Source organism: Actinoplanes campanulatus, assembly GCF_014647795.1.
Lineage (GTDB): Bacteria > Actinomycetota > Actinomycetes > Mycobacteriales > Micromonosporaceae > Actinoplanes > Actinoplanes campanulatus.
In genome coordinates, this window is the sequence record NZ_BMPW01000010.1 from 233,865 (window position 1) to 258,519 (window position 24,655).

At 70.2% G+C, this 24,655-nt stretch carries 21 protein-coding genes; 11 read left to right on the forward strand and 10 right to left on the reverse strand.

Annotated elements, in window-relative coordinates; genetic code table 11:
* Nucleotides 1–978, reverse strand: a complete 978-nt coding sequence (locus IEZ13_RS20990; RefSeq protein WP_183225765.1) for an alpha-ketoacid dehydrogenase subunit beta — start codon at nucleotides 976–978, stop codon at nucleotides 1–3.
* Entirely contained in the window at nucleotides 978–2,117 is a 1,140-nt protein-coding gene (gene pdhA, locus IEZ13_RS20995; RefSeq protein WP_183225764.1) for a pyruvate dehydrogenase (acetyl-transferring) E1 component subunit alpha, read from the reverse strand. Before pdhA ends, IEZ13_RS20990 begins: the two co-directional genes overlap by 1 nt.
* Nucleotides 2,118–3,493: 1,376 nt before the next feature.
* Here pdhA and IEZ13_RS21000 point away from each other — a divergent pair.
* Nucleotides 3,494–3,748, forward strand: coding sequence for a hypothetical protein (locus IEZ13_RS21000; RefSeq protein WP_183225763.1), 255 nt, complete (start codon nucleotides 3,494–3,496; stop codon nucleotides 3,746–3,748).
* A gap of 10 nt (nucleotides 3,749–3,758) precedes the next feature.
* On the opposite strand, the gene IEZ13_RS21005 is transcribed toward IEZ13_RS21000, so the two are convergent.
* From IEZ13_RS21005 to IEZ13_RS21015, 3 genes are read right to left on the reverse strand one after another with little or no spacing between them, the layout of a single operon-like run.
* On the reverse strand, nucleotides 3,759–4,961 hold the full coding sequence (locus tag IEZ13_RS21005) for a hypothetical protein (protein ID WP_183225762.1): 1,203 nt from the start codon (nucleotides 4,959–4,961) through the stop codon (nucleotides 3,759–3,761).
* A 32-nt stretch (nucleotides 4,962–4,993) separates the two neighbouring features.
* The gene (locus tag IEZ13_RS21010) at nucleotides 4,994–6,655 is read right to left on the reverse strand and encodes a GTPase (RefSeq protein ID WP_183225761.1); all 1,662 of its coding nucleotides are present in this window, start codon (nucleotides 6,653–6,655) and stop codon (nucleotides 4,994–4,996) included.
* Nucleotides 6,652–8,514: an ABC transporter gene (locus IEZ13_RS21015; RefSeq protein ID WP_372441940.1), complete on the reverse strand. Its 1,863-nt coding sequence runs from the start codon at nucleotides 8,512–8,514 to the stop codon at nucleotides 6,652–6,654. The genes IEZ13_RS21010 and IEZ13_RS21015 overlap by 4 nt, the downstream gene beginning before the upstream one ends.
* A 200-nt stretch (nucleotides 8,515–8,714) precedes the next feature.
* Here IEZ13_RS21015 and dnaK point away from each other — a divergent pair, with 200 nt between their 5' ends.
* The 4 genes from dnaK to IEZ13_RS21035 all read left to right on the forward strand — a co-directional run bounded on the left by dnaK (nucleotide 8,715) and on the right by IEZ13_RS21035 (nucleotide 12,905).
* Nucleotides 8,715–10,556 carry a molecular chaperone DnaK gene (gene dnaK / locus IEZ13_RS21020; RefSeq protein ID WP_183225760.1) on the forward strand — a complete coding sequence of 614 codons (1,842 nt, stop codon included), beginning with the start codon at nucleotides 8,715–8,717 and terminating at the stop codon, nucleotides 10,554–10,556.
* On the forward strand, nucleotides 10,553–11,167 hold the full coding sequence (gene grpE, locus IEZ13_RS21025; protein WP_183225759.1) for a nucleotide exchange factor GrpE: 615 nt from the start codon (nucleotides 10,553–10,555) through the stop codon (nucleotides 11,165–11,167). The genes dnaK and grpE overlap by 4 nt, the downstream gene beginning before the upstream one ends.
* Before the next feature lie 72 nt (nucleotides 11,168–11,239).
* Complete coding sequence (dnaJ, locus tag IEZ13_RS21030) at nucleotides 11,240–12,424, forward strand: molecular chaperone DnaJ (RefSeq protein ID WP_183225758.1); 1,185 nt, start codon at nucleotides 11,240–11,242, stop codon at nucleotides 12,422–12,424.
* Between the two features lie 37 nt (nucleotides 12,425–12,461).
* A complete protein-coding gene (locus tag IEZ13_RS21035; RefSeq protein WP_183225757.1) occupies nucleotides 12,462–12,905 on the forward strand; it encodes a heat shock protein transcriptional repressor HspR in 444 nt (147 codons plus the stop codon).
* Between the two features lie 65 nt (nucleotides 12,906–12,970).
* Here the strand turns inward: IEZ13_RS21035 and IEZ13_RS21040 are convergent, their stop codons facing one another.
* The 4 genes from IEZ13_RS21040 to IEZ13_RS21055 form a co-directional block, all read right to left on the reverse strand.
* Nucleotides 12,971–13,417: a hypothetical protein gene (locus IEZ13_RS21040; RefSeq protein ID WP_183225756.1), complete on the reverse strand. Its 447-nt coding sequence runs from the start codon at nucleotides 13,415–13,417 to the stop codon at nucleotides 12,971–12,973.
* 184 nt (nucleotides 13,418–13,601) lie between these two features.
* The gene (locus IEZ13_RS21045) at nucleotides 13,602–14,753 is read right to left on the reverse strand and encodes a cation:proton antiporter (RefSeq protein WP_221246107.1); all 1,152 of its coding nucleotides are present in this window, start codon (nucleotides 14,751–14,753) and stop codon (nucleotides 13,602–13,604) included.
* A 66-nt stretch (nucleotides 14,754–14,819) separates the two neighbouring features.
* Entirely contained in the window at nucleotides 14,820–15,317 is a 498-nt protein-coding gene (locus IEZ13_RS21050) for a cation:proton antiporter regulatory subunit (RefSeq protein ID WP_183225754.1), read from the reverse strand.
* 10 nt (nucleotides 15,318–15,327) lie between these two features.
* Nucleotides 15,328–16,551, reverse strand: coding sequence for a sugar efflux transporter (locus IEZ13_RS21055; protein WP_229794824.1), 1,224 nt, complete (start codon nucleotides 16,549–16,551; stop codon nucleotides 15,328–15,330).
* A gap of 81 nt (nucleotides 16,552–16,632) precedes the next feature.
* Here IEZ13_RS21055 and clpB point away from each other — a divergent pair, with 81 nt between their 5' ends.
* The 6 genes from clpB to IEZ13_RS21085 all read left to right on the forward strand — a co-directional run bounded on the left by clpB (nucleotide 16,633) and on the right by IEZ13_RS21085 (nucleotide 23,586).
* The gene (clpB, locus tag IEZ13_RS21060) at nucleotides 16,633–19,221 is read left to right on the forward strand and encodes an ATP-dependent chaperone ClpB (protein WP_183225753.1); all 2,589 of its coding nucleotides are present in this window, start codon (nucleotides 16,633–16,635) and stop codon (nucleotides 19,219–19,221) included.
* A 613-nt stretch (nucleotides 19,222–19,834) separates the two neighbouring features.
* Nucleotides 19,835–20,794, forward strand: coding sequence for a hypothetical protein (locus tag IEZ13_RS21065; protein WP_183225752.1), 960 nt, complete (start codon nucleotides 19,835–19,837; stop codon nucleotides 20,792–20,794).
* 101 nt (nucleotides 20,795–20,895) lie between these two features.
* On the forward strand, nucleotides 20,896–21,630 hold the full coding sequence (locus tag IEZ13_RS21070; RefSeq protein ID WP_183225751.1) for a hypothetical protein: 735 nt from the start codon (nucleotides 20,896–20,898) through the stop codon (nucleotides 21,628–21,630).
* A 377-nt stretch (nucleotides 21,631–22,007) separates the two neighbouring features.
* A complete protein-coding gene (locus tag IEZ13_RS21075; RefSeq protein ID WP_183225750.1) occupies nucleotides 22,008–22,382 on the forward strand; it encodes a hypothetical protein in 375 nt (124 codons plus the stop codon).
* Nucleotides 22,383–22,432: 50 nt separating this feature from the next.
* The gene (locus IEZ13_RS21080; RefSeq protein ID WP_014440216.1) at nucleotides 22,433–22,810 is read left to right on the forward strand and encodes an ArsR/SmtB family transcription factor; all 378 of its coding nucleotides are present in this window, start codon (nucleotides 22,433–22,435) and stop codon (nucleotides 22,808–22,810) included.
* Nucleotides 22,811–22,911: 101 nt separating this feature from the next.
* Nucleotides 22,912–23,586 (forward strand): class II aldolase/adducin family protein, encoded by a 675-nt coding sequence (locus IEZ13_RS21085; protein WP_183225749.1) that lies wholly within the window; start codon nucleotides 22,912–22,914, stop codon nucleotides 23,584–23,586.
* Nucleotides 23,587–23,643: 57 nt separating this feature from the next.
* Here IEZ13_RS21085 and IEZ13_RS21090 read toward each other — a convergent pair whose 3' ends face one another.
* Nucleotides 23,644–24,597 (reverse strand): DedA family protein, encoded by a 954-nt coding sequence (locus tag IEZ13_RS21090; RefSeq protein ID WP_229794825.1) that lies wholly within the window; start codon nucleotides 24,595–24,597, stop codon nucleotides 23,644–23,646.
* Nucleotides 24,598–24,655 lie beyond the last annotated feature (58 nt).

A 24,655-nucleotide genomic window follows, 5' to 3' on the forward strand; every position in this document is an offset into this window, starting at 1 on the left:
TCACCAGCCGAAGGAACGGTCGACGGCGTCCAGCACCCGGTCCAGGTCGGGGAGATACTCCTCCTCGATGCGGGCCGCCGGGTACGGCGTGTCGTAACCGGTCACCCGCAGCACCGGCGCCTCCAGGGAGTAGAAGCACTCCTCGGTGATCCGGGCCGCGATCTCGGCGCCGAGACCCACGTTGCCGGGCGCCTCGTGGACGACGACCGCCCGGCCGGTCCGCCGGACCGACTCGAAGATCGCCGGGTAGTCGATCGGGGAGAGCGAGCGCAGGTCGATGACCTCCAGCTCCCGCCCGTCCTCGGCGGCGGCCGTGGCGGCGTCGAGCGCCACCCGGACCATCGGGCCGTACGCGAGCACGGTCGCGTCCGAGCCGGGCCGGGCCACCCGTGCCGAGTGCAGCGGGAACGCCCCGGTCAGCGGCGCGTCGAGGTCGACCTCACCCTTCTCCCAGTAGCGCCGCTTCGGCTCGAAGAAGATCACCGGGTCGTCGGTGGCGATCGCCTGCTGGATCATCGTGTACGCGTCCGCCGGGTTGGCGCAGGTCACGACCTTGAGGCCGGGGGTGTGCGCGAAGTACGCCTCGGGCGACTCGGAGTGGTGCTCGACCGCGCCGATGCCACCGCCGAACGGGATCCGGATGACGAGCGGCAGCCGCACCTTGCCCTTGGAGCGGTAGTGCATCTTCGCCACCTGGGCGACGATCTGGTTGTACGCCGGGAACACGAACCCGTCGAACTGGATCTCGCAGACCGGCCGGTAGCCACGGATGGCCAGGCCGACCGCGGTCCCGATGATGCCGGCCTCGGCCAGCGGGGTGTCGATGACCCGGTCCTCGCCGAAGTCCTTCTGGAGGGCGTCGGTGATCCGGAAGACGCCGCCGAGCTTGCCGACGTCCTCGCCCATGATGACGACCTTGGGGTCGTCCTCGAGCGCGCGGCGGAGTCCGTGGTTGAGCGCTTTACCCAGGGTGATCATCAGTGCGCGCTCCCCTCGAACGAGGCCTGGTACTCGGCGAAGGCGGCCCGCTGGGCGTCGATCTCCGGCGAGCCGTTCGGATAGACGTTGTCGAAGAGCGTCACGGGTTGTGGATCGGGCATCTCCAGGACGCGTTCCCGCAGGTGGAGCGCCTGAGCCTGAGCGGAGGCGTCGACCTCGGCGAAGAAGTCCTTCTTGGCGATCTTCTGCTTGGACAGGAAGGCCTTGAGCCGGCTGATCGGGTCCTTCGCCTTCCAGGCCTCGACCTCGCTGCCGTTCCGGTAGCGGGTCGGGTCGTCGGAGCTGGTGTGCGCCCCCATCCGGTACGTGTACGCCTCGATCAGCGTCGGGCCCTGGCCGTTGCGCGCGTTGTCCAGCGCGGCCCGGGTCACCGCGTAGGTGGCGAGCACGTCGTTGCCGTCCACCCGGATGCCGGGGAAGCCGTAACCGCCGGCCCGCTGGTACAGCGGGACCCGGGTCTGGCGCTCCAGGGGCTCGGAGATCGCGTACTGGTTGTTCTGGCAGAAGAAGACGATCGGCGCGTTGAAGACGCCGGACCACACGAACGACTCGTTGACCTCGCCCTGGCTGGTCGCGCCGTCGCCGAAGTAGGCGATCACCGCTTCGCCGTCGGCCGATCCGGTCTTGCCGTCCATGGTGACGCCCATGGCGTAGCCGGTCGCGTGCAGCGTCTGCGAGCCGATCACGATCGTGTAGGTGTTGAACTTGAACTCGTTCGGATCCCAACCGCCCTGGTCCACGCCCCGGAACAGGCCGAACGGCATGATCGGGTCGATGCCGCGGCAGTAGAGGACACCGTGCTCGCGGTAGGTCGGAAAGGCCATGTCCTGGGGGCGCAGCGCCCGCCCGGAGCCGACCTGTGCCGCCTCCTGCCCGAGCAGACTGGCCCAGATGCCCAGCTCACCCTGCCGCTGCAGGGCGACCGCCTCGCTGTCGAGACGCCGGACCGTGACCAGGTCCCGGTAGAGACCGCGGTACTCCTCGTCGGTGAAGTCGACGGAGTACGTCGTGCCGTCAGCCGTGGTGACGGTGTCGATGCGTTCCCCGTCGGGGGTCAGCAGTTGGACGAAGCCGCCGGCTGGAATGTCGCTGCCGGCCACGCTCTCGCCTTTCGCCATCCGTGTCTCCTGTTTCCTCAACTAAGCCCGCGGCGGGTGTCTCCCGGCCGCGCGGCTGACCACTGGGGGCCGCGCCTGGCCCGGGTGGGGTTGGCGCGCGGCTATCTCCGGCAGGTCGCCGGGACGGCACGCTGTAACCCCGCTTGGTCGGCGGAAGGCGACAGCGGCGATGCCGTCGCCCCCATCCTGACAGAGAGAGTGAGCCGCATTACAGGCTGCGTAGATCACGAAAAGAGATCCTGTCGACGTATCGTCGGCAGTTTTTGCCCGCTTTAGTAACTTTTGTACCCTCACTTTGGTACGAATGGCCCTACTACGCCGCAGCGGAATTCGCCGACCGTCGTTCATCCCCAGTGACCGGAACTGATCCGAGTCGATCTTTTCTGCTGGGGGGATCTTCGCGTGCCACGCCTGCCCGACGACGACGGCTACGAGCCGCCACTCAAGGTGCTGCGCAAGCGCCTTAACGGGGTGTACCGCGAAGATCTCGGCTTCTCCGGCCCGACCCGGCGCTACGTGCTGATGGTCGCGCTCCTGGTCGGGCTGGCCTCGGTGCCGACCCTCGCCGTCCTCACGGCCGGCAGCAGCGAGATCACCGGCACGGATCGGCCCGGCGCGATGGACGTGCCATTCCTGCCGCCTCCGTCGAACGGCCCGGTGCGGCCTTTCCCGCCACCCTCGGTCGGGGCTCCGGACAGACCACAAACCGATCAGGGGTACGGCCAGAGCACCCGCCCCGGGAAATCCGGCACACCGTCCCGTCCCGCCGCGTCCCGTCACCCGTCCTCGTCCTCGTCGTCCATCTCCCCGAACGCGGACATCCCGTCCCCGGCCCGGGTGTTCCCCCCGTCCCCCGTCCAGGGACGGACGTCTCCGCGGTCCCCGGATCGGAAGCCGGCGCGAACCTCGCCGCCGGCGGTGTCGCCGACAGCGCCGTCCTCACCTCCGGTCGGCGTCGTGCCGTCGCGGCCGGCGGTCCCGGCCCGACCGGCCCGGCCGAAGCGGGTCCAACCTCAGCGGATGGCCCGTTCCGCACCCGGCGGTATCCCCACCGTTCCGGAACTGCCGGCTGTTCCAGCAGAGGACGAAGTCCCGAAGTCGTCCCGCTCGTCCCTTTTCCCGTCCGTTCCCGGCCTGCCACCCGTACCGGATCGGCCGTCCCGGAATCAACACTCCGCGGGAGACCTACCGGTCGTGCCCGACAAACCGAACCGGGGCCGACGGGCCACACCAGGCCCACATGCCGTGCCCGACGAACCCGACCGGGGTTCCTCGGACCACGACGAATCGCCCTGCCCCGACCACGGGTCACTCCCCGCTTCACCGTCCATGGCAGCCGGTCGCCGGACCGGCCCCGACACCGTCGGAGGTCAGCGATGACCGATCACAACCACAACATCCGCTCGTCCCGGATCCTCGAGCAGAGCTACTCGGGTGGGAACGCCAGCGCGGTCCGCCGCCGGCTCAGCGACTCCAACTCCGAGGAGAACCGCCTCGCCAACCGCCCTTACCGGGGTCAGCACCGGGCCGAGCACACCAACTACCCGGAGGAGCGCAGGAGCGACCGCAGCTCCCGCGTAGGCCGCCATCACGCCGACCGGGCCCCCGACCACTACATCAATCGCCGCTGACGCCAGCCGGTCATTCCTCGCGGTTGGCTTCCAGCCAGGCGTCTATGGCGGCGGTGTCGTTCGGGTCGACGCCCTCGGCGATGAGCTGGGCCACCGCCGCCGTGGCGGGGCTGCGTCGTTCGCCTGTCGTGTAGAGGCGGGCGAACTCCGGGATCAGCTCCTCCAGCGCCGCCTCGGCCTGCTCGGCGGCGGCCGCGGGCAGCCCCCGGCGGCGCATCGCGAACGCCGACCAGGCCCGGACCACCCGGGGCAGCATGGCCGCGTCGTCCAGGTCCAGCACGGCCCGCCGGTGCACCCAGTCGAGCAGGAACAGCCCGGCCACCGCCGGGCTCCAGCGCAGCGGGTCGGCACCGGGCAGGGTGGCGCCGTGGTCCAGCAGGAGGCTGAGACAGAACTCCAGCGACGCGCTCTCCGGTGTCGCGGCCGGGCCGGTGGGCAGGTCGAACCGGGCCGCCTCCGGAGAGGTCAGGAAGTCCCGGATCAGGCCGGTGTCGTCCGGTCCGGACGGCTCGCTGAGCGGCGGCGTGGTCACTGCCGGCAGCAGGGCGAGCCGGGCCCCGGCCAGCGTGCGGTCGGTGGCGAGCGACCCGTCCGACGGCAGGTCGCCCAGACCGTCGGTGACCTCCAGGTGCCGGCTCACCTCGTCGCGCAGCCGGCCCGGGTCCTCGCTGCGGAACCAGGTCAGCTCGTCGGCCTCGCAGATCTGCCGGACCTGGTCGAGCAGTGTCTCCGCCGAGGTGGACACGAAGACGTCCTTGGTGATGCCGATGTTGTGGTCGACGAGGGCCACCACGGCGTGCTCGGGCCCACCGGCGGCGGCGTCCTCGTACGCGAAGGTGACCAGGTAGGACGTCTGGTCCCCATACACATCGCCATAGGCCCAGCAACCGGTGGCCCGGACCCGGCCGAGCTGGCCGGCCCACGACGGTGATCGCCGGTCGTGGCCGACTCGGCCGGCACCGTCGGCCTCCGGGACCAGGGTGGCGAAGACGTCGCGGATGGTCACCGCGGCGGGTGTGCCGGAATGGACCGTGGCGGTCAGGAACCGGCCCACGAAGTCGCGCACGGCCTCGGCGCGATCCTCCGCGGCCATCGCGTAGACACTGCCGAGCAGCGCGGCACCGAGCATCTCGGCATCGAGCGCGCAGCCCAGTTTCGTGACGTCGCGGGCCGCGTGCAACACGGCGTCGTACGCGGTCCGGGGTGCGGGCATGCCGCGAGCCTACGCCCGCGCCCCGGCCCGAACTACTCCGCGCGCACGACTCCGAGCGCTTCCCTCGCCTGGGCGTACGCATTCAGCACCTCGCGGACCGGCGCCACCACGTACCCCCGGCCGATGTCGGTGACCGCCGCCCGCAGCCGCTGCTCGGCCCGGCGCCGCGCCCGGCGTGCGCCGGCCTCGATGACGGGGCGCAGCAGCAGCCAGAGCAGCAGACCGCCGAGGATCCCGCCGAGCAGCAGGAGGGTGGGCAGCGGAACCACGCCGACCTCGGGATTGTCGAGCTCCGGCAGCCCGAGGGCGGTCAGGATGTAACCGAGGACGAGCCAGCCGAGCCCGGCGGTCGCGGTGGCCAGCAGCGCCCACTGCAGGATCCCGGTGACCCGCCACCAGACCGGCGACCGTTCCATGCCGAGGTCGGTCTGCGCGACGGCCCGGTCCAGCGCGTCCGGCAGATCTGCCGCCCGGGAGCGGGCCGCGGTGTTCAGCGCGGGCGCCCACACCTCGGGCAGCGGTGCGGCGGCCCGGGCCGCGACGGCCCGGACCGAGAGGCCGACCGCCGACTTCTGCGCGGCATCGGCCTCCGGCACCGAGGTACGCGGAACGACATCCGTGGACACCGCATCGGTCTTGACCGGCTCCAGATGCAGCCGGCGCAGCGGGTCGGGCCGTAGCCGGCGCAGCCCCCGGACCAGCGGCCAGCCGGTCGCCACCGCGGCCCGGTGCCGGTAGGCGCCGGCGGTCGCGTCCGCCACCCCCGGCACTCCGGCCGACTCGGCGAGCGCGTCGCACAGTTGCCGGACGGTCGCCCGGTCCACCTCGTCCTCGGCGGCCGGCGGCCCGATCATGCCGCCCAGCTCCTCGGCGACCGCGTCCAGGTCGGCGTCCAGCCGGCGCAGCGCGGCCTGCCGGTTGGCGACCGTGCTCTCCAGTGCGGACCGCAACTCCCGGAGCATCCCGGGCTGCTTGGCCGAGGAGGCGATCACCGGCGTGCCGGTGAGCCCGTCCTCCTCCAGGAGCCGGGTCAGGTCGCCGAGCACCACCTCGGTGTCGCCGGGGCTGAGCCGGTCGGCCTGGTTGAGCACCACGATGGTGACGCCGGCGTGCGCGCTGAACTGGGACAGGTAGGCCCGGTGCAGGACCCGGTCGCCGTACTTCTGCGGGTCGACCACCCAGACGATCTGGTCGACCAGGCCGAGCAGGCGGTCCACCTCGAGCTGGTGGCTGCGCTCGACCGAGTCGAAGTCGGGCAGGTCGAGCAGGACCAGCCCGTGCAGCGCCGCCTCGTCGTCGCCGTCCAGCGCGCTCTCCCGGACGAACCGCTGCCGGGGCAGCACACCGACCCAGTCGAGCAGACGGTTCGCCGCCTCCAGCGGCCCCCACACGCAGGCGTGTGCCGTGCCGGTGGTCGGCCGCCGCACCCCGACCTGGGAGAGCTTGAACCGGGCCAGCGCGTTGAACAGGCTCGACTTGCCGCTGCCGGTGCTGCCGGCGAGCGCCACCACGGTGTGGTCGAGCGAGAGCGAGAGCCGGTTGCCGGCCCGTTCCACCAGCGTGTGCGCGGTGACCAGGTCGCTGTCCGGAAGGTGCGGGTCGACCACCCGCAGGAACCGGGACAGCGCCTCCAGCCGGCGGGCCAGCTCGTCGCCGTCGACCCGCTTGCCGGGCACCCTCTGTGCCACGTTCATGACCCGGACCCGGACAACGAAAGTTCCTTCCTGGCGTTCTCCACCTCGACGGCGAGCTGGCGCAGCACGGCGCCGTTCGACGTCTCGTGGCGTGCCGCCGCGGTCCGCTCGGTGAACCGGACGGCCTCGACGGTGAGCAGCTCCTCGAACCGGGTCATCAACTCGGTACGGGCGCGTGTCGCGAGCGTACGGATGGCCTGGTCGCCGAAGACCGCCTCGAGCACCTTCTGCCCGGCGACCGCGCTGCCGGCGCCGGCCGCCACCTCCAGCCCGGTCGGGATGAAGGCGGTCGACGTGAACACCGCGATCATGACAGCCAGCCCGGCGCCGTTCACCGCGTACGCCGCGCCGCGGGCCACCGCCCGCTTGTCCGACGCCTCCCGGCGGACCAGATCGAGGACCCACTGCTGCCAGTCCCGGATCATGCGGTCCGCGCGCAGCGGCAGGTCGTCCGAGGGTCTCTGCAGCTCGGGCGCGAGCAGGGCGGCGCCGGCCGGGTGCGCGTGCCAGGCGGCGTACGTCTGCTCGGCGGCGTCGGCGGCCACCCCGCGCAGCAGGGTCACCAGTTGGGACTCCATGGCCACCCGCAGGTTGCGCCCGGGTGCCGGCCGTCCGCTGAGGGCCGCGGCGATCCGGTCGCGCAGGTGCCCGACCCGTGACTCGAGGCTGCGCAGGAAGTCGCCGGTGCCGACGAACTCCTGCCAGCGGGCCAGCACCTCGCCGCGGAGCATCCGGCCGTCGCGCAGCCCCTCCTCGGCGGCGCGCAGCGCGTTGCGGTAGGCGGACTCCACCCGTTCGTCCAGCGCGTACGACGCGCGGGCCTGGTCGTCGGCCGCCTCACCGAGCCCGCCGAGCGCCGGGGCCAGGGCGCCGAGCGCGCCGTCGAGGGTCTGCCGGACCACCGTGGCACGGGCGTTGGCGTCTCCCGCCAGCTGGGCGAACCAGACGCGCATCGGGCCGATCGCCGAGTCCGGCAGCAGGCCGCGCTCGTCCAGCTCGGTCTCCGGCAGCACGAACAGCGGCGCGGAGCCCAGGTCGTTGGCGGTGAGCATCTCGCCCAGGTGGGCGGCGATCTCGGCGGCCGCACCGCCCGGCACCCGGTCCAGGACCAGGGCGATCACCGTGCCGCGGAGGCGGGCGGTGGTGAGCAGCTCCCACGGGACGGCGTCGGCGTACCGGGCGGCGGTGGTGACGAAGAGCCACAGGTCGGCGGCGGCCAGCAGTTGGGCGGCGAGCTGGCGGTTGTGGTCGACCACCGAGTCGATGTCCGGCGCGTCGAGCAGGGCCAGGCCGGGCCCGATCGTCGGGGTGGCCACCACCTGCAGGGCGTCGGATGCCGTGCTCGACGCGGCGGTCCGCGTCAGGCCCGGCAGCAGCTCACCATGGCCGAACCAGTTCACATCGTCCGGATGGCACACCAGAACCGGTGAGCGGGTGGTCGGCCGCAGCACCCCGGCCGTGCTCACGGGCGCCTGGACCAGGCTGTTCACCAGGGTCGACTTACCCGCGCCGGTCGAGCCGCCGACGACCACCAGCAGGGGTGCGTCGAGCCGGGCCAGCCGGGGCAGCAGGTAGTCGTCGAGCTGGGCGATCAGGGCCGAGCCGACCCGCCGGGCCTCGTCCGCGGAGGGCAGCGCCAGGGGGTACGAGACCGAGCCGAGTGCTGCCCGCAATCGAGTGAGCGCGGTCGCGAGCCGTCCCACCGCGGGCGGCACGTTTTGCAGGTTCGGCTGCCGGACCTGGCCACCCCTCGTACGATCGAGTGGTTCTATGGCCGCTTTGACCTGCTGTTTCTCATTCGATGCGGCGGGGACGGCGGAAAGGGCCGACCGACCGACCGCGTCTCCGTGCGTCGTCACGGGTAAAGCGTGCACGATCTATGCATCCAGGACAACGGGTCCCGGTATGCCGTGACCTGACAGGTATGTCGCACGCGTTGACTTGCGCCCCTCGGACTCAACTTCGATTTGACGGTGTGCAGACCCGTGGCATCATTGAGTCGATTCCACTCAACCCTGTCGGTAGCTAGGCCCTGTCGGGTAGCAAAGCGAGGAACACCATGGCACGTGCGGTCGGCATCGACCTCGGCACCACGAACTCCTGCGTCAGCGTTCTGGAAGGAGGCGAGCCCACCGTCATCGCCAACGCGGAGGGCTCCCGGACGACTCCGTCGATCGTCGCCTTCGCCCGCAACGGCGAGGTGCTCGTCGGTGAGGTCGCCAAGCGCCAGGCGGTGACGAACCCCGACCGGACGATTCGCTCGGTCAAGCGGGAGATCGGCACGAACTGGTCGATCGACATCGACGGCAAGCAGTACACCCCGCAGGAGATCTCGGCCCGTGTGCTGATGAAGCTCAAGCGGGACGCCGAGGCCTACCTCGGTGAGACCATCACCGACGCGGTCATCACCGTTCCGGCGTATTTCAACGACGCCCAGCGTCAGGCCACCAAGGAGGCCGGCGAGATCGCGGGGCTCAACGTCCTGCGGATCGTCAACGAGCCCACCGCCGCCGCTCTGGCGTACGGGCTGGACAAGGGCTCCAAGGAGCAGACCGTCCTGGTCTTCGACCTCGGCGGCGGCACCTTCGACGTCTCGCTGCTCGAGCTCGGCGACGGCGTCATCGAGGTGAAGTCCACCTCCGGTGACAACCACCTGGGCGGCGACGACTGGGACCAGCGGGTCATCGACCACCTGGTCAAGACCTTCCGCGGCGAGCACGGCATCGACCTCTCCCAGGACAAGATGGCTCTGCAGCGTCTGCGTGAGGCGGCCGAGAAGGCGAAGATCGAGCTGTCCGCCGCCAGCACCACCAGTATCAACCTGCCCTACATCACCGCGGGGGCGAACGGCCCGCTGCACCTGGACACGTCGCTGAGCCGCGCCGAGTTCCAGCGGATGACGCAGGACCTGCTGGACCGCTGCAAGGGCCCGTTCGAGGCGGCCATCAAGGACGCCGATGTCAAGCTCTCCGACATCGACCACGTCATCCTGGTCGGCGGCTCGACGCGGATGCCGGCGGTCACCGAGCTGGTGCAGAGCCTGATCGGCCGCGAGCCGAACAAGGGCGTCAACCCGGACGAGGTCGTCGCCGTCGGCGCCGCGCTCCAGGCCGGTGTGCTCAAGGGTGAGGTCAAGGACGTCCTGCTCCTCGACGTGACCCCGCTGTCCCTCGGCATCGAGACCAAGGGCGGCATCATGCACAAGCTGGTGGAGCGCAACACCACCATCCCGGCGCACCGCTCCGAGGTCTACACCACGGCCGACGACAACCAGCCCTCCGTGCTGATCCAGGTCTACCAGGGTGAGCGCGAGATGGCGTCGAACAACAAGAAGCTCGGCACCTTCGAGCTGAGCGGCATCGCCCCGGCCCCGCGCGGCGTCCCGCAGATCGAGGTCTCGTTCGACATCGACGCGAACGGCATCGTGCACGTGTCCGCCAAGGACCTGGGCACGGGCAAGGAGCAGAAGATGACGATCACCGGTGGCTCCGCGCTGCCGAAGGAAGACATCGAGCGCATGATGCGCGACGCTCAGGACCACGCGGACGACGACAAGAAGCGCCGCGAGGACGCCGAGGCCCGCAACCTGGCCGAGCAGCTCCAGTGGCAGACCGAGAAGTTCCTGGCGGAGAGCGGCGACAAGCTCCCCGAGGAGAGCAAGAGCAAGATCAACGAGGCGCTCGGCGAGCTGCGTGGCGCACTCGGCGGCACCGACATCGAGAAGATCAAGTCGGCCCACGAGCGGCTGTCTCAGGTCTCCCAGGAGGCCGGTTCGCTGCTCTACTCGCAGGGCGAGGCCCCGCAGGCCGCCGCGGGCGGTGCGCCGGGTGACGCGACCGGCCCGGCTGCCGGTGGCGACGACGTGGTCGACGCCGAGATCGTGGAGGACGACAAGAAGTGACTGCCAGGGACGACGAGAACGACGGTCCGGCGGCCGAGCGGGAAGTCATCCAGGGCGAGATCGAGGAGACGGCCGAGGAGACTCCCGCCGAGGAGCCGGTGCAGAAGCCGGTCGGCGCGCACCGCGCCCCCGAGGAGGAGCCGGCCCCGGCGGCCGACAACGTCAAGCCCGGTCTCGGTGCCGAGCTGGAGGCGCTACGGGGCGAGCTCGACGAGCGGACCCACGACCTCCAGCGGGTGACGGCCGAGTACGCCAACTACCGCAAGCGGGTCGACCGTGACCGCGGCGCGGCCGCCGAGCAGACCACCGGCAAGGTCCTCACCGACCTGCTCCCGGTGCTGGACGACATCGACCGGGCCCGTGAGCACGGCGATCTGGTCGGTCCGTTCGCCTCGGTGGCCGAGCAGCTCACCGCGGTGACCGGCAAGCTGGGCCTGGTGGCCTTCGGGGAGAAGGGCGACCCCTTCGACCCGAACCGCCACGAGGCGGTCGCGCACCAGACGTCCGCTGACGTCTCCGAGCCGACCTGCGTCGAGGTGATGCGTCGTGGCTATTCGCTGGGCGAGCGTCTGCTCCGCCCCGCGATGGTCGCGGTCGCCGACCCGGAGTGAGATCGATGATCATGTCCCGTCCGCCGGTGCGCCGGCGGGCGGGACGTCGCCAACTCGAGGAGGTGGATTGACATGAGCTCGAAGGACTGGCTCGAGAAGGACTTCTACGCCGTGCTCGGCGTGAACAGGTCCGCCTCCCCGGACGAGATCAAGAAGGCGTACCGCAAGCTCGCCCGCGATCTGCACCCCGACCGGAACCCGGGAAACAAGGAGGCGGAGGAGAAGTTCAAGGCCGCTTCCGAGGCGTACGACGTGCTGGCCGACGACAAGAAGCGCAAAGAGTACGACGACATGCGCTCGCTGTTCGGCTCGGGCGCGTTCCGGCGCGGGGCACGGGGCGGTGGCACGCAGTTCGATCCGTCCGACCTGTTCGGCGGCTTCTCCGGCGGCGCTGCTCCGGGCGCTGACCGCCGGTTCGGTGGCTCCGGCTTCTCCGACATCTTCAGCTCGATCTTCTCCGGCGGCCAGCCTCCCGGCTCGACCGCGCGGCGGGGGCCCCAGCGCGGGCGGGATGTCGAGACCGAGGTCACCCTGGACTTCGTGCAGGCGGTTCGCGGCACCACGCTGCCACTGACACTGCGGACCCCCGGCGCCTGCGACACCTGCCGGGGCAACGGTGCGAAACCGGGGACCACCCCGCGTGCCTGTCCGAAGTGTCACGGCACCGGCCTGATCTCCAGCAACCAGGGCTCGTTCAGCTTCTCCGAACCGTGCCGTGACTGTCAGGGCTCGGGCAGCGTCGTGGACGAGAAGTGCCCGGAGTGCCGGGGCACCGGCGGGGTCACCAAGACCCGCTCGATCAACGTGCGGTTCCCGGCGGGCGTCGCCGACGGCCAGCGGATCCGGCTCAGCGGCCGGGGCGAGCCGGGCGACCGGGGCGGTCCGGCCGGCGACCTGTACGTGCAGGTCAAGGTCCGGCCCGACGACCTGTTCGGGCGCAGTGGCGACGACCTGACGCTGACCGTGCCGATCACGATCGTCGAAGCCGTCCTGGGCACCGACCTGAAGGTGCCGACGCTGGACGGCCCGGTCACGTTGCGCGTGCCGCCGGGCACACCGAGCGGCCGCAAGCTGCGGGCCCGAGGCAAGGGCGTGGCCCGCAAGGAGGGCCAGGCCGGCGATCTGATCGTCACCGTCGACGTGCAGATCCCGGCGACCGTCACCGGCGAGGCCCGGGACGTGCTGGAGAAGTTCGGAAAGCTCACCCCACCGCCGGCGCGGGAGCGGCTCGAAGCCCGCCTGCGCCGGGCCGACTAGACCGCGTCTGAAGGAAACCCCGTCTCGGGAGGTGTAAATGTACGAAGAGATCGACATCTCGATAGAACAGGCCTCCGACGCGAAGGTTTTGATCATCTCGGTTGCCGCACGGCTCGCCGGGATGCACCCGCAGACCCTCCGGCAGTACGACAGGCTCGGCCTGGTTCAGCCCGGCCGGGCCGGCGGTGGTGGTCGGCGGTACAGCGAACGCGACGTCGCACTACTGCGTGAGGTGCAGAGACTCAGCCAGGAGGACGGCGTCAACCTGGCCGGCGTCAAGCGCATCATCGGCCTGGAGCATCTGGTCGGCGACCTCCAGCACCGGGTGGCCGAGCTCGAGCAGCAGCTGGAGGCGGCGTACTCCCGGATCGCTCAGATGGAGGCGATGAGCAGCCCGTACTCGGGCCGCGATCTGGTGCGCCAGGAGACCCACTCGACTGCCCTGGTGGTGTGGCGCCCGCGCCGTTCCTCTGACAAATGACAGCGGCGGCCCGGAATCCGGGCCGCCGCTACAGCATGTAGTGACCGCGTTGCTACTGGACGTAGTCAGCGGCGATTGAACAGACCCAGTCGGCGCGGGTAGCGCACCAGGCCGCCCTCCATCCAGTCGTGATGGTCGAAGAGCTCGGGCCGGGTCATCAGAACCCGGCAGTTGTGCGCCCAGATCTGCATCGGCTCGTCGCCGACCTCCTCCGCGCGCTCGATGAACTTCTTGAGCCGGCGCTTCCGCTGCCCGCTCGCGTTCTGCCGCGCCCCGTCCGCGGCGTAGATGTACATGCAATGCTGCGCGAATCGCCGGGCCGGGCACTGCCGGTCCATGGCGAGCTCGAACAGCGTCGGGCCGAGCACGTCGCCGGAGATCAGGAGATCCCAGTCCTTCGGCATGCTGCTCAGCGGGACCGACTCAGGGTTGTATGCCCAGGTCTGCAGCTCGTCGGGTCGGGGGTCGACCGGATTGCCGAAACCGAGGAATGTAGCCTCACGCACGCTCACGCCGCCGCCTCACTCAACCGTTCGCAACGCGGTCGACGTCACTCGCCGACCATAGTGGCGAACGTCCCAATACTCAGAGTCGTCGCCGCGCAACGTTAGCGTGTGGAGTCCCGCTAGGGAAGTGTCAAGGGCTCACATTCAGATACTGGACAGTAACTTTGGGCTTTTTCTACGGAGATGCAGGTCACTCCGGGGATGGCAGTGGTTTCTGGGCGGCCCGCTGAGCCGCCATCCGCTTGCGCACCCACTCCTTGAACCAGGCGTAATCGGGCAGACGTGCCAACAACGGCCCGGACACCACCGTGATCAGTACATAAGCCGTGGCGAGCGGCGCGAGCCGGGGATCGACGCCGTACGCGACCGCGAGGCCGGCGATCACCACCGAGAACTCACCACGGGGCATCAGCGCCAGCCCGGCCCGGATCCGGCCCGGCAGCGCGATGCCCACCCGACCGGCCGCCAGATATCCGGTCAGCACCTTGGTCAGCATCGTCAGCACGGCCAGCCCGAGCGCCGGAAGCAGCACCGGTGGCATGTCGGCCGGGTCCGTGGAGAGCCCGAAGAAGACGAAGAACACCGCGGCGAACAGGTCGCGCAGCGGGGACAGGATCTGGGTGGCGTTGTGCGCCACCGGCCCGGAGATGGCGATGCCGACCAGGAACGCGCCGACCGCCTCGGAGACCTTCAGCTCGCCGGCCACCCCGGCGATGAAGAGTGTCAGGCCGAGAACGCTGAGCAGCAGGGCTTCCGGATCCTTCACCGACATGAACCGGCTGATCTCACCGCCGTACCGGATCGCCACGACCAGGACCGCGACCACCGTGACCACCGCGACCCCGAGCGTGCTCAGGCCGTTGGCCAGGCTCAGGCCGGCCAGCACGGCGGTCACCACCGGCAGGTAGAAGGCCATCGCCAGGTCCTCGATGACCAGCACCGACAGGATCGTCGGGGTCTCCCGGTTACCGACCCGGCCGAGATCGCTCAGCACCTTCGCGATCACCCCGGACGAGGACACCCAGGTGATGCCGGCCAGCACCAGCGCCGCCTCCCAGCCCCAGCCGAGCAGCAGCGCGAACGCCGCTCCGGGCAGGGCGTTCAGCAGCATGTCGATGAGACCGGCCGGCGCCGCCGTCCGCAGGTTGCCCACCAGCTCGTCGGCCGAGTACTCCAGGCCGAGCATGACCAGGAGCAGGATCACCCCGATCTGGGCGCCGACCGCGATGAACTCCTCGCTCGCCGAGAGCGGTATCAGCCCGCCCTGACCGAACGCCACGCCGGCCAGCAGATAGAGCGGAATCGGGGACATGCCGACCCGGCGGCCCAGCCGACCGAGCATCCCGAGGCCGAAGAGGAGCGCGCCGATCTCGATGAGCAGGATCGTCGTGTGGTGCTGCACGGCCGGTCAGCCGCCGTCGTCGCCGGCCAGGATGGCGGTGACGCCGTCCAGCCCGTGCCGTGTCCCGACCGCGACCACCATGTCGTTCGCCTCGAACCGGAACGACGGGCCGGGCGAGGCGATCACCTCGCGATCGCGCAGCACGGCCACTATCGAAGCGCTGGTCCGGCTACGGGCGCGGGTGTCGCCCAGTTTCCGCCCGACGAACGGGGAGCCGGCTGGCAGCGCGATCTGCTCGGTGAGCAGACCGGCCGCCTGCTGTCGCAGGCCGGCCAACTGGCCCAGCATCAGCGAGGCGCCGAGCACGTCGGCGAGGGCTTCGGCCTCGTCGTCGGTGAGCGGGATCGACGCCAGGCTGGAGTCGGGATCGTCCACGTCGTACAGCACCAGGTCACGGCGGCCGTTGCGATGGGAGACCACCCCGACCGTCCGGCCCGACGAGGTCACCAGGTCATGGCGGACGCCGATTCCCGGCAGCGGAGTCTGTTCCACCCGTACGCGCACGATCTCTACGTTAGCCCTCAGCCGGGCGCGCCGCGTCGGTGACCGGACGAACCGGCGGCTCCATCGGCCGCCGGCGTGACCGGGCCAGAAACAGCAGGACGAGGCCGATCGCGCTGAGCGCCAGGTTGATCCCGAAGGCCAGGCGGAAACCGTACTGCTGGGACAGGCCGAAGAGCGGCGCCGCCAGGATCTGCCCGATCGGGAAGCTGTTGGTGAACAGCGTGGTGGCCCGTCCCGGCTGCTCCGACATCAGATCCTGTACGTAGGTGATGCCGAGCCCGGACGTCGCGGCGATGAAGAGCGCGTTCGGGATCTGGGCCGCGACCAGTGTCCCGACCGACGACGAGGTGACCACGACGAGCTGGTACGCGACCGCGCACGCCGTCCCGCCGAGGATGATCCGGCGCAGCGGGACGCGGGTGGACAGGACCCCGAAGCCCAGCATGAGCGGGATCTCCAGGGCGGCGCAGAGGCCGAAGAGCAGGCCGGCGTCGCGGACCGAGCCGTTCAGTTCGGTGCTCAGGAACAGTGGCATGACCTGACCGCTCAGCACCATGGTGGTCTGGAGCAGGGTGAATCCGCACAGGATCGGCCACAGCACCCGGGGCGCGCGGGCGGGCGGCTCGGCCTTTCTCTCCCGCGGTGCGGACGGGGCCTCCACGCCGGGCAGGAAGCGGACCGCGATCAGGGCGGCGAGCAGATAGAGCAGGGCGGCCGCGCCGTAGACGTGGCGGAAGTCGCCGGTGTCGAGCAGCAGGGCGGCCAAGGACGGGCCGCCCACCCAGGCGAACGAGAAGACGGTACGCAGTGTGCTGATCCCGAGGGCGGTCCGGTTCGGATCATCCCGTTGCAGCACTTGACGGGCGTACGCGAAGGATTGTGGATAGAGCGCCCCGGACGCGGCCGTGACCGTCGCGGTGACCGCGAGCAGAATCCAGTAGTCCCGGATGAAGGCGGTCAGGCCGCTGGCGGCGAAGCCGGCCAGCGCGGCCGCGATGAGCAGCGCGCGGCGGATCGGGAAGCGGTCCGAGACGCGCCCGATGGCCGACGACACCGCCACCCCGGACAGCGAGGCGACGATCAGGAACGTGGCGGTCTGGACCGGTCCGGCGTGCACCTCGGTGCTGAGGAAGAGGCCGAGGAACGGCCCGACCACCGCGGTGGCGATGCCCGAGGTCAGGAAGACCATGCCGAGCGGGAGGAGACGACGGGACAACCGGAAGGAAACCTTCACGTCCGGCACGTTACGGCTCCTCGAACCGGCGCGCTAAAGTTGAGCGCGCTACGCTCAAGTTTGTCGGCTGCAGGGGAGCTCATGAACACCGAACGCTTGACCACGAAGAGTCGCGAAGTGATCACCTCCGCGGTCGCTGACGCCGGTCGCCGCGGGCACGCCACGGTCGAGCCCTGGCACATGCTGCAGGCGCTGCTCGACACCGGTGGCTCCACCGCCACCGCGCTGTTGCGGGCCGTCGGCGCCAACCCGGCCGACATCCGCCGGGCCGCGGTGCGCGCGATCGAGCAGCTGCCGTCCGCGCGCGGCGCGAGCACCGTCGAGCCCGGTCTGGCCCGTGAGTTCGTCAACGCCATCGGCTCGGCCGAGCTCATCGCCAAGCCCCTCGGCGATGAGTATGTGTCGACCGAGCACCTGCTGGCCGGCCTGGCCCGGGTCGGTGGCGCGGTGTCGCAGGTGCTCAAGGCGGCCGGCGCCACCGAGGAGGCGCTGGTCGCCGCGTTCCCGCAGGTGCGTGGCGGGGATCGCCGGGTCACCACGGCCGACCCGGAGCAGACCTACAAGTCCCTGGAGAAGTACAGCGTCGACCTCACCGCGCTGGCCCGGGAGGGGAAGATCGACCCGGTGATCGGCCGGGACGCCGAGATCCGCCGGGTCGTCCAGGTGCTGTCCCGCCGGACCAAGAACAATCCGGTGCTGATCGGCGAGCCGGGCGTCGGCAAGACCGCGATCGTCGAGGGCCTGGCCCAGCGCATCGTGGCCGGCGACGTGCCGGAGACGCTGCGCGACAAGAAGCTTGTCTCGCTCGACCTCGGCGCCATGGTCGCCGGCGCTCAGTACCGCGGCCAGTTCGAGGAGCGCCTGAAGAGCGTGCTCGAGGAGATCCGCAGCTCCAACGGGCAGGTCGTCACGTTCCTCGACGAGCTGCACACGGTCGTCGGCGCCGGCAAGGGCGAGGGCTCGATGGACGCCGGCAACATGCTCAAGCCGATGCTGGCCCGCGGTGAGCTGCGCATGGTCGGCGCCACCACGCTGGACGAGTACCGGGAACACATCGAGAAGGACCCGGCCCTGGAGCGCCGGTTCCAGCCGGTGGTCGTCGGTGAGCCCACCGTTGAGGACACCATCGGCATCCTGCGCGGGCTCAAGGGCCGTTACGAGGCGCACCACCGCGTGCAGATCACCGACGCCGCCCTGGTCGCGGCGGCCAGCCTCTCCGACCGCTACATCAGCGACCGGTTCCTGCCGGACAAGGCGATCGACCTGATCGACGAGGCCGCCTCCCGGTTGCGGATGGAGATCGACTCCCGTCCCGTCGAGCTGGACCAGCTCCAGCGGCAGGTCGACCGGATGCGGGTGGAGCGGCTCGCCCTGGAGAAGGAGACCGACCCGGCGTCGAAGGCCCGGTTGGAGCGCCTGATCGCCGACCTGGCCGACCGCGAGGAGGACCTGACCGCCCTCAACGCCCGGTGGGAGCGGGAGCGCGGCGGGCTGAACCGGGTGGGTGAGCTGAAGAAGCAGCTCGACGAGGCCCGGGCCGCGCAGGAGCGGGCCCAGCGTGACGGCGAGTTGCTCGCGGCGTCCCGGCTGCTCTACGAGGTGATCCCCACTCTGGAGAAGGAGATCCAGGCGGCGGCCGACTCCGAGGAGGAGAGCTCCGAACCGCCGATGGTCAAGGACGAGGTCGGCGCCGACGACATCGCCGAGGTCGTCTCCTCGTGGACCGGCATCCCGGCCGGCCGGATGATGGAGGGTGAGACCGCCAAGCTGCTGCGCATGGACGAGTCGCTCGCCGCCAAGGTGATCGGCCAGCGTGAGGCGATCGCGGCGGTGTCCGGCGCCGTGCGGCGAGCTCGGGCCGGGATCGCCGACCCGGACCGGCCGACCGGCAGCTTCCTCTTCCTCGGTCCCACCGGTGTCGGCAAGACCGAGCTGGCGAAGGCCCTGGCCGGGTTCCTCTTCGACGACGAGCGGGCCATGGTTCGCATCGACATGAGCGAGTATGGCGAGAAGCATTCGGTGGCCCGGCTGGTCGGCGCCCCGCCCGGCTACGTGGGCTATGAGGAGGGTGGCCAGCTCACCGAGGCGGTGCGGCGCCGACCGTACAGCGTGGTCCTGCTGGACGAGGTGGAGAAGGCCCATCCCGACGTCTTCGACGTGCTGCTCCAGGTGCTCGACGACGGCCGGCTCACCGACGGCCAGGGGCGGACGGTCGACTTCCGCAACGCCATCCTGGTGCTGACGTCGAACCTCGGCTCGGCGACCGCCGACTTCACGATGAGCGACGAGGAGCGCCACGACGAGGTGCTGGCCGCGGTCCGGGCGCACTTCAAGCCCGAGTTCCTGAACCGGCTGGACGACATCGTGGTCTTCCACGCCCTCACCAAGGACGACCTGACCGCGATCGTCGACATCCAGCTGGCCCGGCTGCGGGCCCGGCTGGCCGAGCGGCGTCTCGAGCTCGTGGTCGCCCCCGGCGCGGTGGATTGGCTGGGCGAGCACGGGTACGACCCGATCTACGGCGCCCGGCCGCTGCGCCGGCTGGTCCAGTCCTCGATCGGCGATCTGCTGGCCAAGGCGCTGCTGTCCGGCGAGATCCGGGACGGGGACACCGTGGTGGTCGACCTGAGCGAGGGCAAGGACGGCCTGTCGGTCCGGCGCGGCCTCTGACGGTGAAGGGCCCCGGGGGAGACTCCCGGGGCCCTTCCTCACCTGTTCGCCTCCCGCTGCCGGTAGGCCTGTGTCATCAGTACGTCCGTGATGGCGTGTTCGCCGTCCGCGGACCAGATCCGTATGCCGTCTCGGTGTAATTGGTACCGGACGTCGGTGAAACGTGTCCGGGTGTCGTCATGGTGAACGACGTCGAGGGTGTCGGCGTGGGGCATGGGACTCACCGGTCCTTAACAGGTCTGGGGCGGCCGCGGTGTGGTCACGCGGCCGGCGTGATCGGAAGGGCGCCGTCAGCCGGTCTGCCTCGGCCCCGGGGAGATGTGTGCGGGGCGGGCGACTCGTGCGGGCACGGCGGATCGCTGGAGCTGCTTGCTTCCAGTCGGCCGCCATGGCATCGAAGTTTAGGTGGCGCCGTCCAGGCTTGCCGCCCCCCGATCGAGCGACGTTTTATGGTCATTCGGGCTCGGTCGCCTTGTCCGGTCTCCGGCGGATACCGTGAATTGATCTATAGGAGGGCAGTGTGTCCGTACCGACATATCCGGGCCATCATCCACAACCGGCACGACCGGTCACGGTGACCGCTTCATCGATACTTCTTTATCTCGTGGTGGCCATGCAGTTGCTGAGCGCCGGCCTGGTGGTCTCGATGATCGGTACGGTCACCGAGGCGTACCAGGACGCCATGGACGCTGAGGACTTCCCCGCTGAGATCAGCACCTTCATCGGCATCGTGCTGGTCGTCACGGCGGGCGTCTATCTGCTGATCGCGGTCGGCCTCGTCGTCCTGGCGATCTTCAACAACCGCGGCAAGAACGGAGCGCGCATCACCACCTGGGTGATCGCGGGCCTCGGCCTGTGCTGCAACTCGCTCGGCCTGGGCGGAACGGTGGCCGGCACCGCGGTCGGCGGGAGCGTGCCGTCCACCGAACAGGCCCAGATCGAGGCGGACGTGGCGGCCGCCATGCCGGGCTGGTACGACGCGATCAGCCTTCTCACCTCGGTGATCACCGTGCTGGCGCTGCTCGGCGCGATCATCCTGCTCGCGCTGCCGCCGTCCAACGCGTTCTTCCGCCGCCCGGTGCCGTGGAACCCGGCGATGCCCTACGGGCCGTACCCGAGCCTGCCCGGACAGCCCGGTTTCCCGGTCCAACCCGGATACCCGCACCAGGCGGGATATCCGGCGCATCCGCAGCCCGGGTTCTACCCGCAGCCGCCCTACCCGCCGGCTCAGCCGCCGGCCTTCCCGGTGCAGCCGACGTACCCGGGTGCGCCGACGTATCCGCCGCCACCACCCAGCCACTTCGGTTCGCCCGAGCAGTACGGACGGCCGGGTGAACCGGCTCCCGGCCTGCCGCCCTACCCCGGCCAGCCGGGCAGCGTGCCGCCGCCGGCACTGGAGCCGTCCAGCGATCCGTGGGCACCCCCGCCCCCGTCCTCGGCTCCGCCCGCGTCCTCTCCGCCGTCCTCGGCTCCGCCCGCGCTCTCGCCGCCGTCCTCGGCTCCGCCGGCGCCGGAGCCCCCGGCGGACGGGGAAGCACCTGAGGAGGAGCCGCCCCAGCGGCCCGCCGGCTGATCTCTATCGGACCGGTCCATCCATCCGGATGGACCGGTCCGGCCACTTCCGGGCCCGCTACGCGATAGGTTCTTGCCAGCCGAACCCTGCGGGAGCCATCGATGTCGTACGCCGCCCAGCCGCCGCCCGCCGCCGAGCCCCCGGCCGCACCCCGGCCGGCCACCGTCACCCTGGCGGTGGCCCTGCTCTGGGCCATGGCCGTGGCCGGTCTCACCTATGCGGTCGGCATGGTGGCGGTCACGCCCGGGGTGGTCGGCCGGTTCCGTGACGCCGCCGGTTCGGAGGCCGCCGAGAACTTCATCTCCGTGGTCTGGCTGATCTCCGCGCTCGCCCTCGTGCTGGCCCTGCTCGTGGTGGCCCTGTTCGCGGTGCTCGGGATCGCGCTGCGGCGCGGCAGCCGGCTGGCCCGCGCGGTGACCCTGGGCGTGTGCGGCCTCGGCATCCTGGGCGGCTGCGGGACGCTCGCCGTGCTCGCCGCGGAGCGGTCGGGGGAGGCGCTGCCCGGTTCGGTGGGTGAGGCGCTGAGCGAGGCGTACCCCGAAGGGTGGATCGTGCTCAACATCGCGGTGGCCGTCGCGCAGGTGATCGGCTACCTCGTCGTGGGTGTTCTGCTGCTCGCCGCGCCCGGCGAGTTCTTCGGCCGGACCGCCCCCGCCGGGACCGCCCTGCCGGGTTTTGTGCCGCCCAGCCAAATCGTCGCGCCGTCCACCGGGTGGGCGGCCCCACAATCGCAGCCTTTTGTTACCGGCGGGTCCGAACCCGATCAGTTCTCGGATCAACCGGCGCCGCCGAAGTCGGAACCGAACCCGGAAGACGAGTACTGGTCACGACCGTAGGAGTGCGCGGTTCCGTATCGACGACTGTGGGTCACTCGAACGGGTACGGTCTGTTTCTGTCGCTGTCACTCGATCGGCTGTCCGGATAGATCGAGATCGGCCGGACGGTGGGTGTTTTCGCCCGTACGGACAAACGTGATTTCGCGGGTTCACAGGCTCTTCACAGCCCGACCATCAGGTGATCCTGAGGCTGGCGCGGGTACCGTGCAGACGTTAGGTGCTTTGAGCAGCATCTATGCTCCGGGGAAGGGCCGAGATCAGTTGGCAGATCTGTAAACCTTCTTTACAAAGTGACCCAAAGCCGTGCGTCAATAGTTCCGTTCCGTCCTGCCGGGGGGAAAGTTTCCGGTTTCCGAACAGCCAGTACGCTCGATGTCATGGAAGCAAGGCACGACCTGGGTAAATTCATCACTGAATTGTCCGTCGCGCAGCGTGGTGTCGTGCTTTCATCGGGTCGTGGGGTGAGTGGCGAACTGATGATCGCGCAGGGTGGCGTGATGGTCTCGGCGCGTTCCGTGTTGAGTCATCGCCGAGGATCGGTAGACCGAAAGAATCGGCGAAATGACAATGTGGTCCGCCTCACTCCCGAGGCGGGGATCGAGACCTCGACACGGATGGGTAGCGACCAGAAGGCGACTGAGGCGTTGCAGGAGGCAGAGACCGAAGTCGTCATCGCACGAAAGGTGGACTGGGTGAGGGTGTCCGGTCGGCCGACTCGGCGATCGATGTCGGCCTTACGGCCCGAAAGTTAGCCGGTTCGTTCCTGCTCACATGCAGGAGAATCGATGCAGTTGGTGGAAGGATGGAGATCGTGGGAACTGCGTTGGCGGAAATGACGATGCCTCAGATCTCGCCGCTTGCCGGCGAGCCTATTGAACGCGCTGACGCTGAGCGCCTGGCGGGAGTGCTCAAGGCGCTCGCCGACCCGGCTCGGCTACGGCTGTTGAGCCTTATCCAGTCCGCCACAGATGGCGAGGCGTGCGTCTGCGACCTGACGGCCCCCCTGGGCCTTTCGCAGCCGACCGTGAGTCACCACCTGCGGATCCTGACGGAGGCGGGTCTGCTGGAGCGTGAGAAGCGTGGTGTGTGGGCGTACTACCGGCTGGTGCCGACCGCCATCGCCACCATCGCGGACCTGCTGACCCCGCCGCGGAAGCGGGCCACCAAGAAGGCCCGCTGAGCTGTCGGTAGCGACCTGGCGTCACTGATCTATGGGGGGCGTGGCGCCAGGCCGAGGACCCCGGCTCAACGGACTGGGCCGGCGGACCTGAGGAGGAACGGGTGAACTACGTCCCCGGTGACCTGCGTGACCAACTCGCGCACGTGGGTTACGACGTGGTGCAGGCGGGCCTCGTGTGTGGATCGGGCGGCAATCTGTCCGCCCGCATTCCCGACGAGGACGCCATCTGGGTCACCGCGAGCGGATCCTGGCTGGACCGGTTGAGCCGGAGCACCTTCGCGCCGGTGCGGATCTCCGACGGGGCGCCCGCCGTCGTCGGCGCCATACCGCCGGCACGGATCGAGCCGACCAGCGAGCTGGCTCTGCACCTCGCGCTCTACCGGGCACGGCCGGACATCAACGCGGTGGTTCATCTCCACCCGCAGACGGCTCTGCTACTGGACGCCCTGGGCGAGCACATCCGGATCGTGACCACCGATCACGCGTACTACCTGCGGCGGGTGTCGACCGTGCCGTTCCGGCTGCCGGGCAGCACCGAACTGGCCGCGCTGACCGCGGCGATGGCCGCCGACGGCACCGACTGTCTGGTGCTCAGCCAGCACGGGTGCGTGGTGATGGGCGACTCCGTGGAACTCGCGCACAAACGGGCGCGCAATCTGGAGGAGGCGGCGTCGCTCACGTACCGGGCGCTCACCGCGGGCCGGCTGGAGAACCTTCGGGAGTGCCCGGAGGAGTTCCTGGAGCGGCTCTCCGGGCCCACCGCCGTAACGGTGTAGGCAGGAACGGAAAAGGCCGGCTCCCGATACCGGGGCCGGCCTTCCGTCTGTCCGCCGTCAGTTGCGTGGCGGCCACTGCTGCTGGTCCCCGTAGGGCTGCTGCTGCCCGTACTGCTGGGGCGGGTACTGCTGCTGGGGTGGGTACTGCTGCGGGTAGGCGGGCTGCCCGTACGTCTGCTGGTGGGGGTAGGCCTGCGGCTGAGCCTGCGGGGTCTGGTGGTGGTGCTCCTGGAACTCCTGGAACTCGTGGCGGGCGGCGTCGGCCATGCCCGCGACGCTGGCCGCGGCGACGACACCGATGGCGGCCGCCGGCTCCGGGCCCTTGTGCAGGCCCTGCTTCTTGGCCTTCCGCTCACGCAGGATCTCGATACCGATCGGCAGCACCGAGATCAGGACGATCAGCACGACCACCGGCAGGATGTAGTGGTCGATCTTGTCGCCGATGGCGTCGTAGATCTGCTGCGCCAGCAGGTAACCGATCAGGATGATGCCGTCGGTCCAGAGGACGGCGCCCACGATGTTCCACAGCAGGAACTGGCGGGCCGGCATGCCGAGCGTGCCGGCGACCGGGTTGAGGAACGTGCGGACGATCGGGATGAAGCGCGCCAGCACCACGGCCTTGGCCGGGCCGAACTTCTCGAAGTAGTACTCCGCCTTCTCGACGTACTCCTTCTTGAAGAGTTTCGAGTCCGGCTTGTCGAACATCCGGCGCCCGTACTTCGCGCCCAGCCAGTGCCCGAACTGGGCGCCGATGACGGCACAGATCGGGGCGCCGATCAGCAGACCGACGATGGACAGCTTGGCGCCCGGGCCGAAGATCGAGTCGGCCACCGACGAGGCCGCCACGCCCGCCAGGAACAGCAGGGAGTCACCGGGGAAGAAGAAGCCGACCAGCAGGCCGGTCTCCGCGAAGAGGATGGCCAAGACACCCGGCAACCCGAAGGCACTGAGAAGGTCCTTCGGGTCCATCGGGTTCAGCGCGAGCTGCTCCGTGAGCGCATGGATGTCCACGAGGAGCCAGGGTACCGGCCGATGTGCGGCCGGTACCTGTATGAATGCTGTGCTGTTC

Coding starts and splice junctions, on each gene's coding strand:
- IEZ13_RS20990 (WP_183225765.1), bottom strand. CDS start 978: ATGATCACCCTGGGTAAAGCGCTCAACCACGGACTCCGCCGCGCGCTC.
- pdhA (WP_183225764.1), bottom strand. CDS start 2,117: ATGGCGAAAGGCGAGAGCGTGGCCGGCAGCGACATTCCAGCCGGCGGC.
- IEZ13_RS21000 (WP_183225763.1), top strand. CDS start 3,494: ATGACCGATCACAACCACAACATCCGCTCGTCCCGGATCCTCGAGCAG.
- IEZ13_RS21005 (WP_183225762.1), bottom strand. CDS start 4,961: ATGCCCGCACCCCGGACCGCGTACGACGCCGTGTTGCACGCGGCCCGC.
- IEZ13_RS21010 (WP_183225761.1), bottom strand. CDS start 6,655: ATGAACGTGGCACAGAGGGTGCCCGGCAAGCGGGTCGACGGCGACGAG.
- dnaK (WP_183225760.1), top strand. CDS start 8,715: ATGGCACGTGCGGTCGGCATCGACCTCGGCACCACGAACTCCTGCGTC.
- dnaJ (WP_183225758.1), top strand. CDS start 11,240: ATGAGCTCGAAGGACTGGCTCGAGAAGGACTTCTACGCCGTGCTCGGC.
- IEZ13_RS21035 (WP_183225757.1), top strand. CDS start 12,462: ATGTACGAAGAGATCGACATCTCGATAGAACAGGCCTCCGACGCGAAG.
- IEZ13_RS21045 (WP_221246107.1), bottom strand. CDS start 14,753: ATGCTCGGTCGGCTGGGCCGCCGGGTCGGCATGTCCCCGATTCCGCTC.
- clpB (WP_183225753.1), top strand. CDS start 16,633: ATGAACACCGAACGCTTGACCACGAAGAGTCGCGAAGTGATCACCTCC.
- IEZ13_RS21065 (WP_183225752.1), top strand. CDS start 19,835: ATGCAGTTGCTGAGCGCCGGCCTGGTGGTCTCGATGATCGGTACGGTC.
- IEZ13_RS21070 (WP_183225751.1), top strand. CDS start 20,896: ATGTCGTACGCCGCCCAGCCGCCGCCCGCCGCCGAGCCCCCGGCCGCA.
- IEZ13_RS21075 (WP_183225750.1), top strand. CDS start 22,008: ATGGAAGCAAGGCACGACCTGGGTAAATTCATCACTGAATTGTCCGTC.
- IEZ13_RS21080 (WP_014440216.1), top strand. CDS start 22,433: ATGGAGATCGTGGGAACTGCGTTGGCGGAAATGACGATGCCTCAGATC.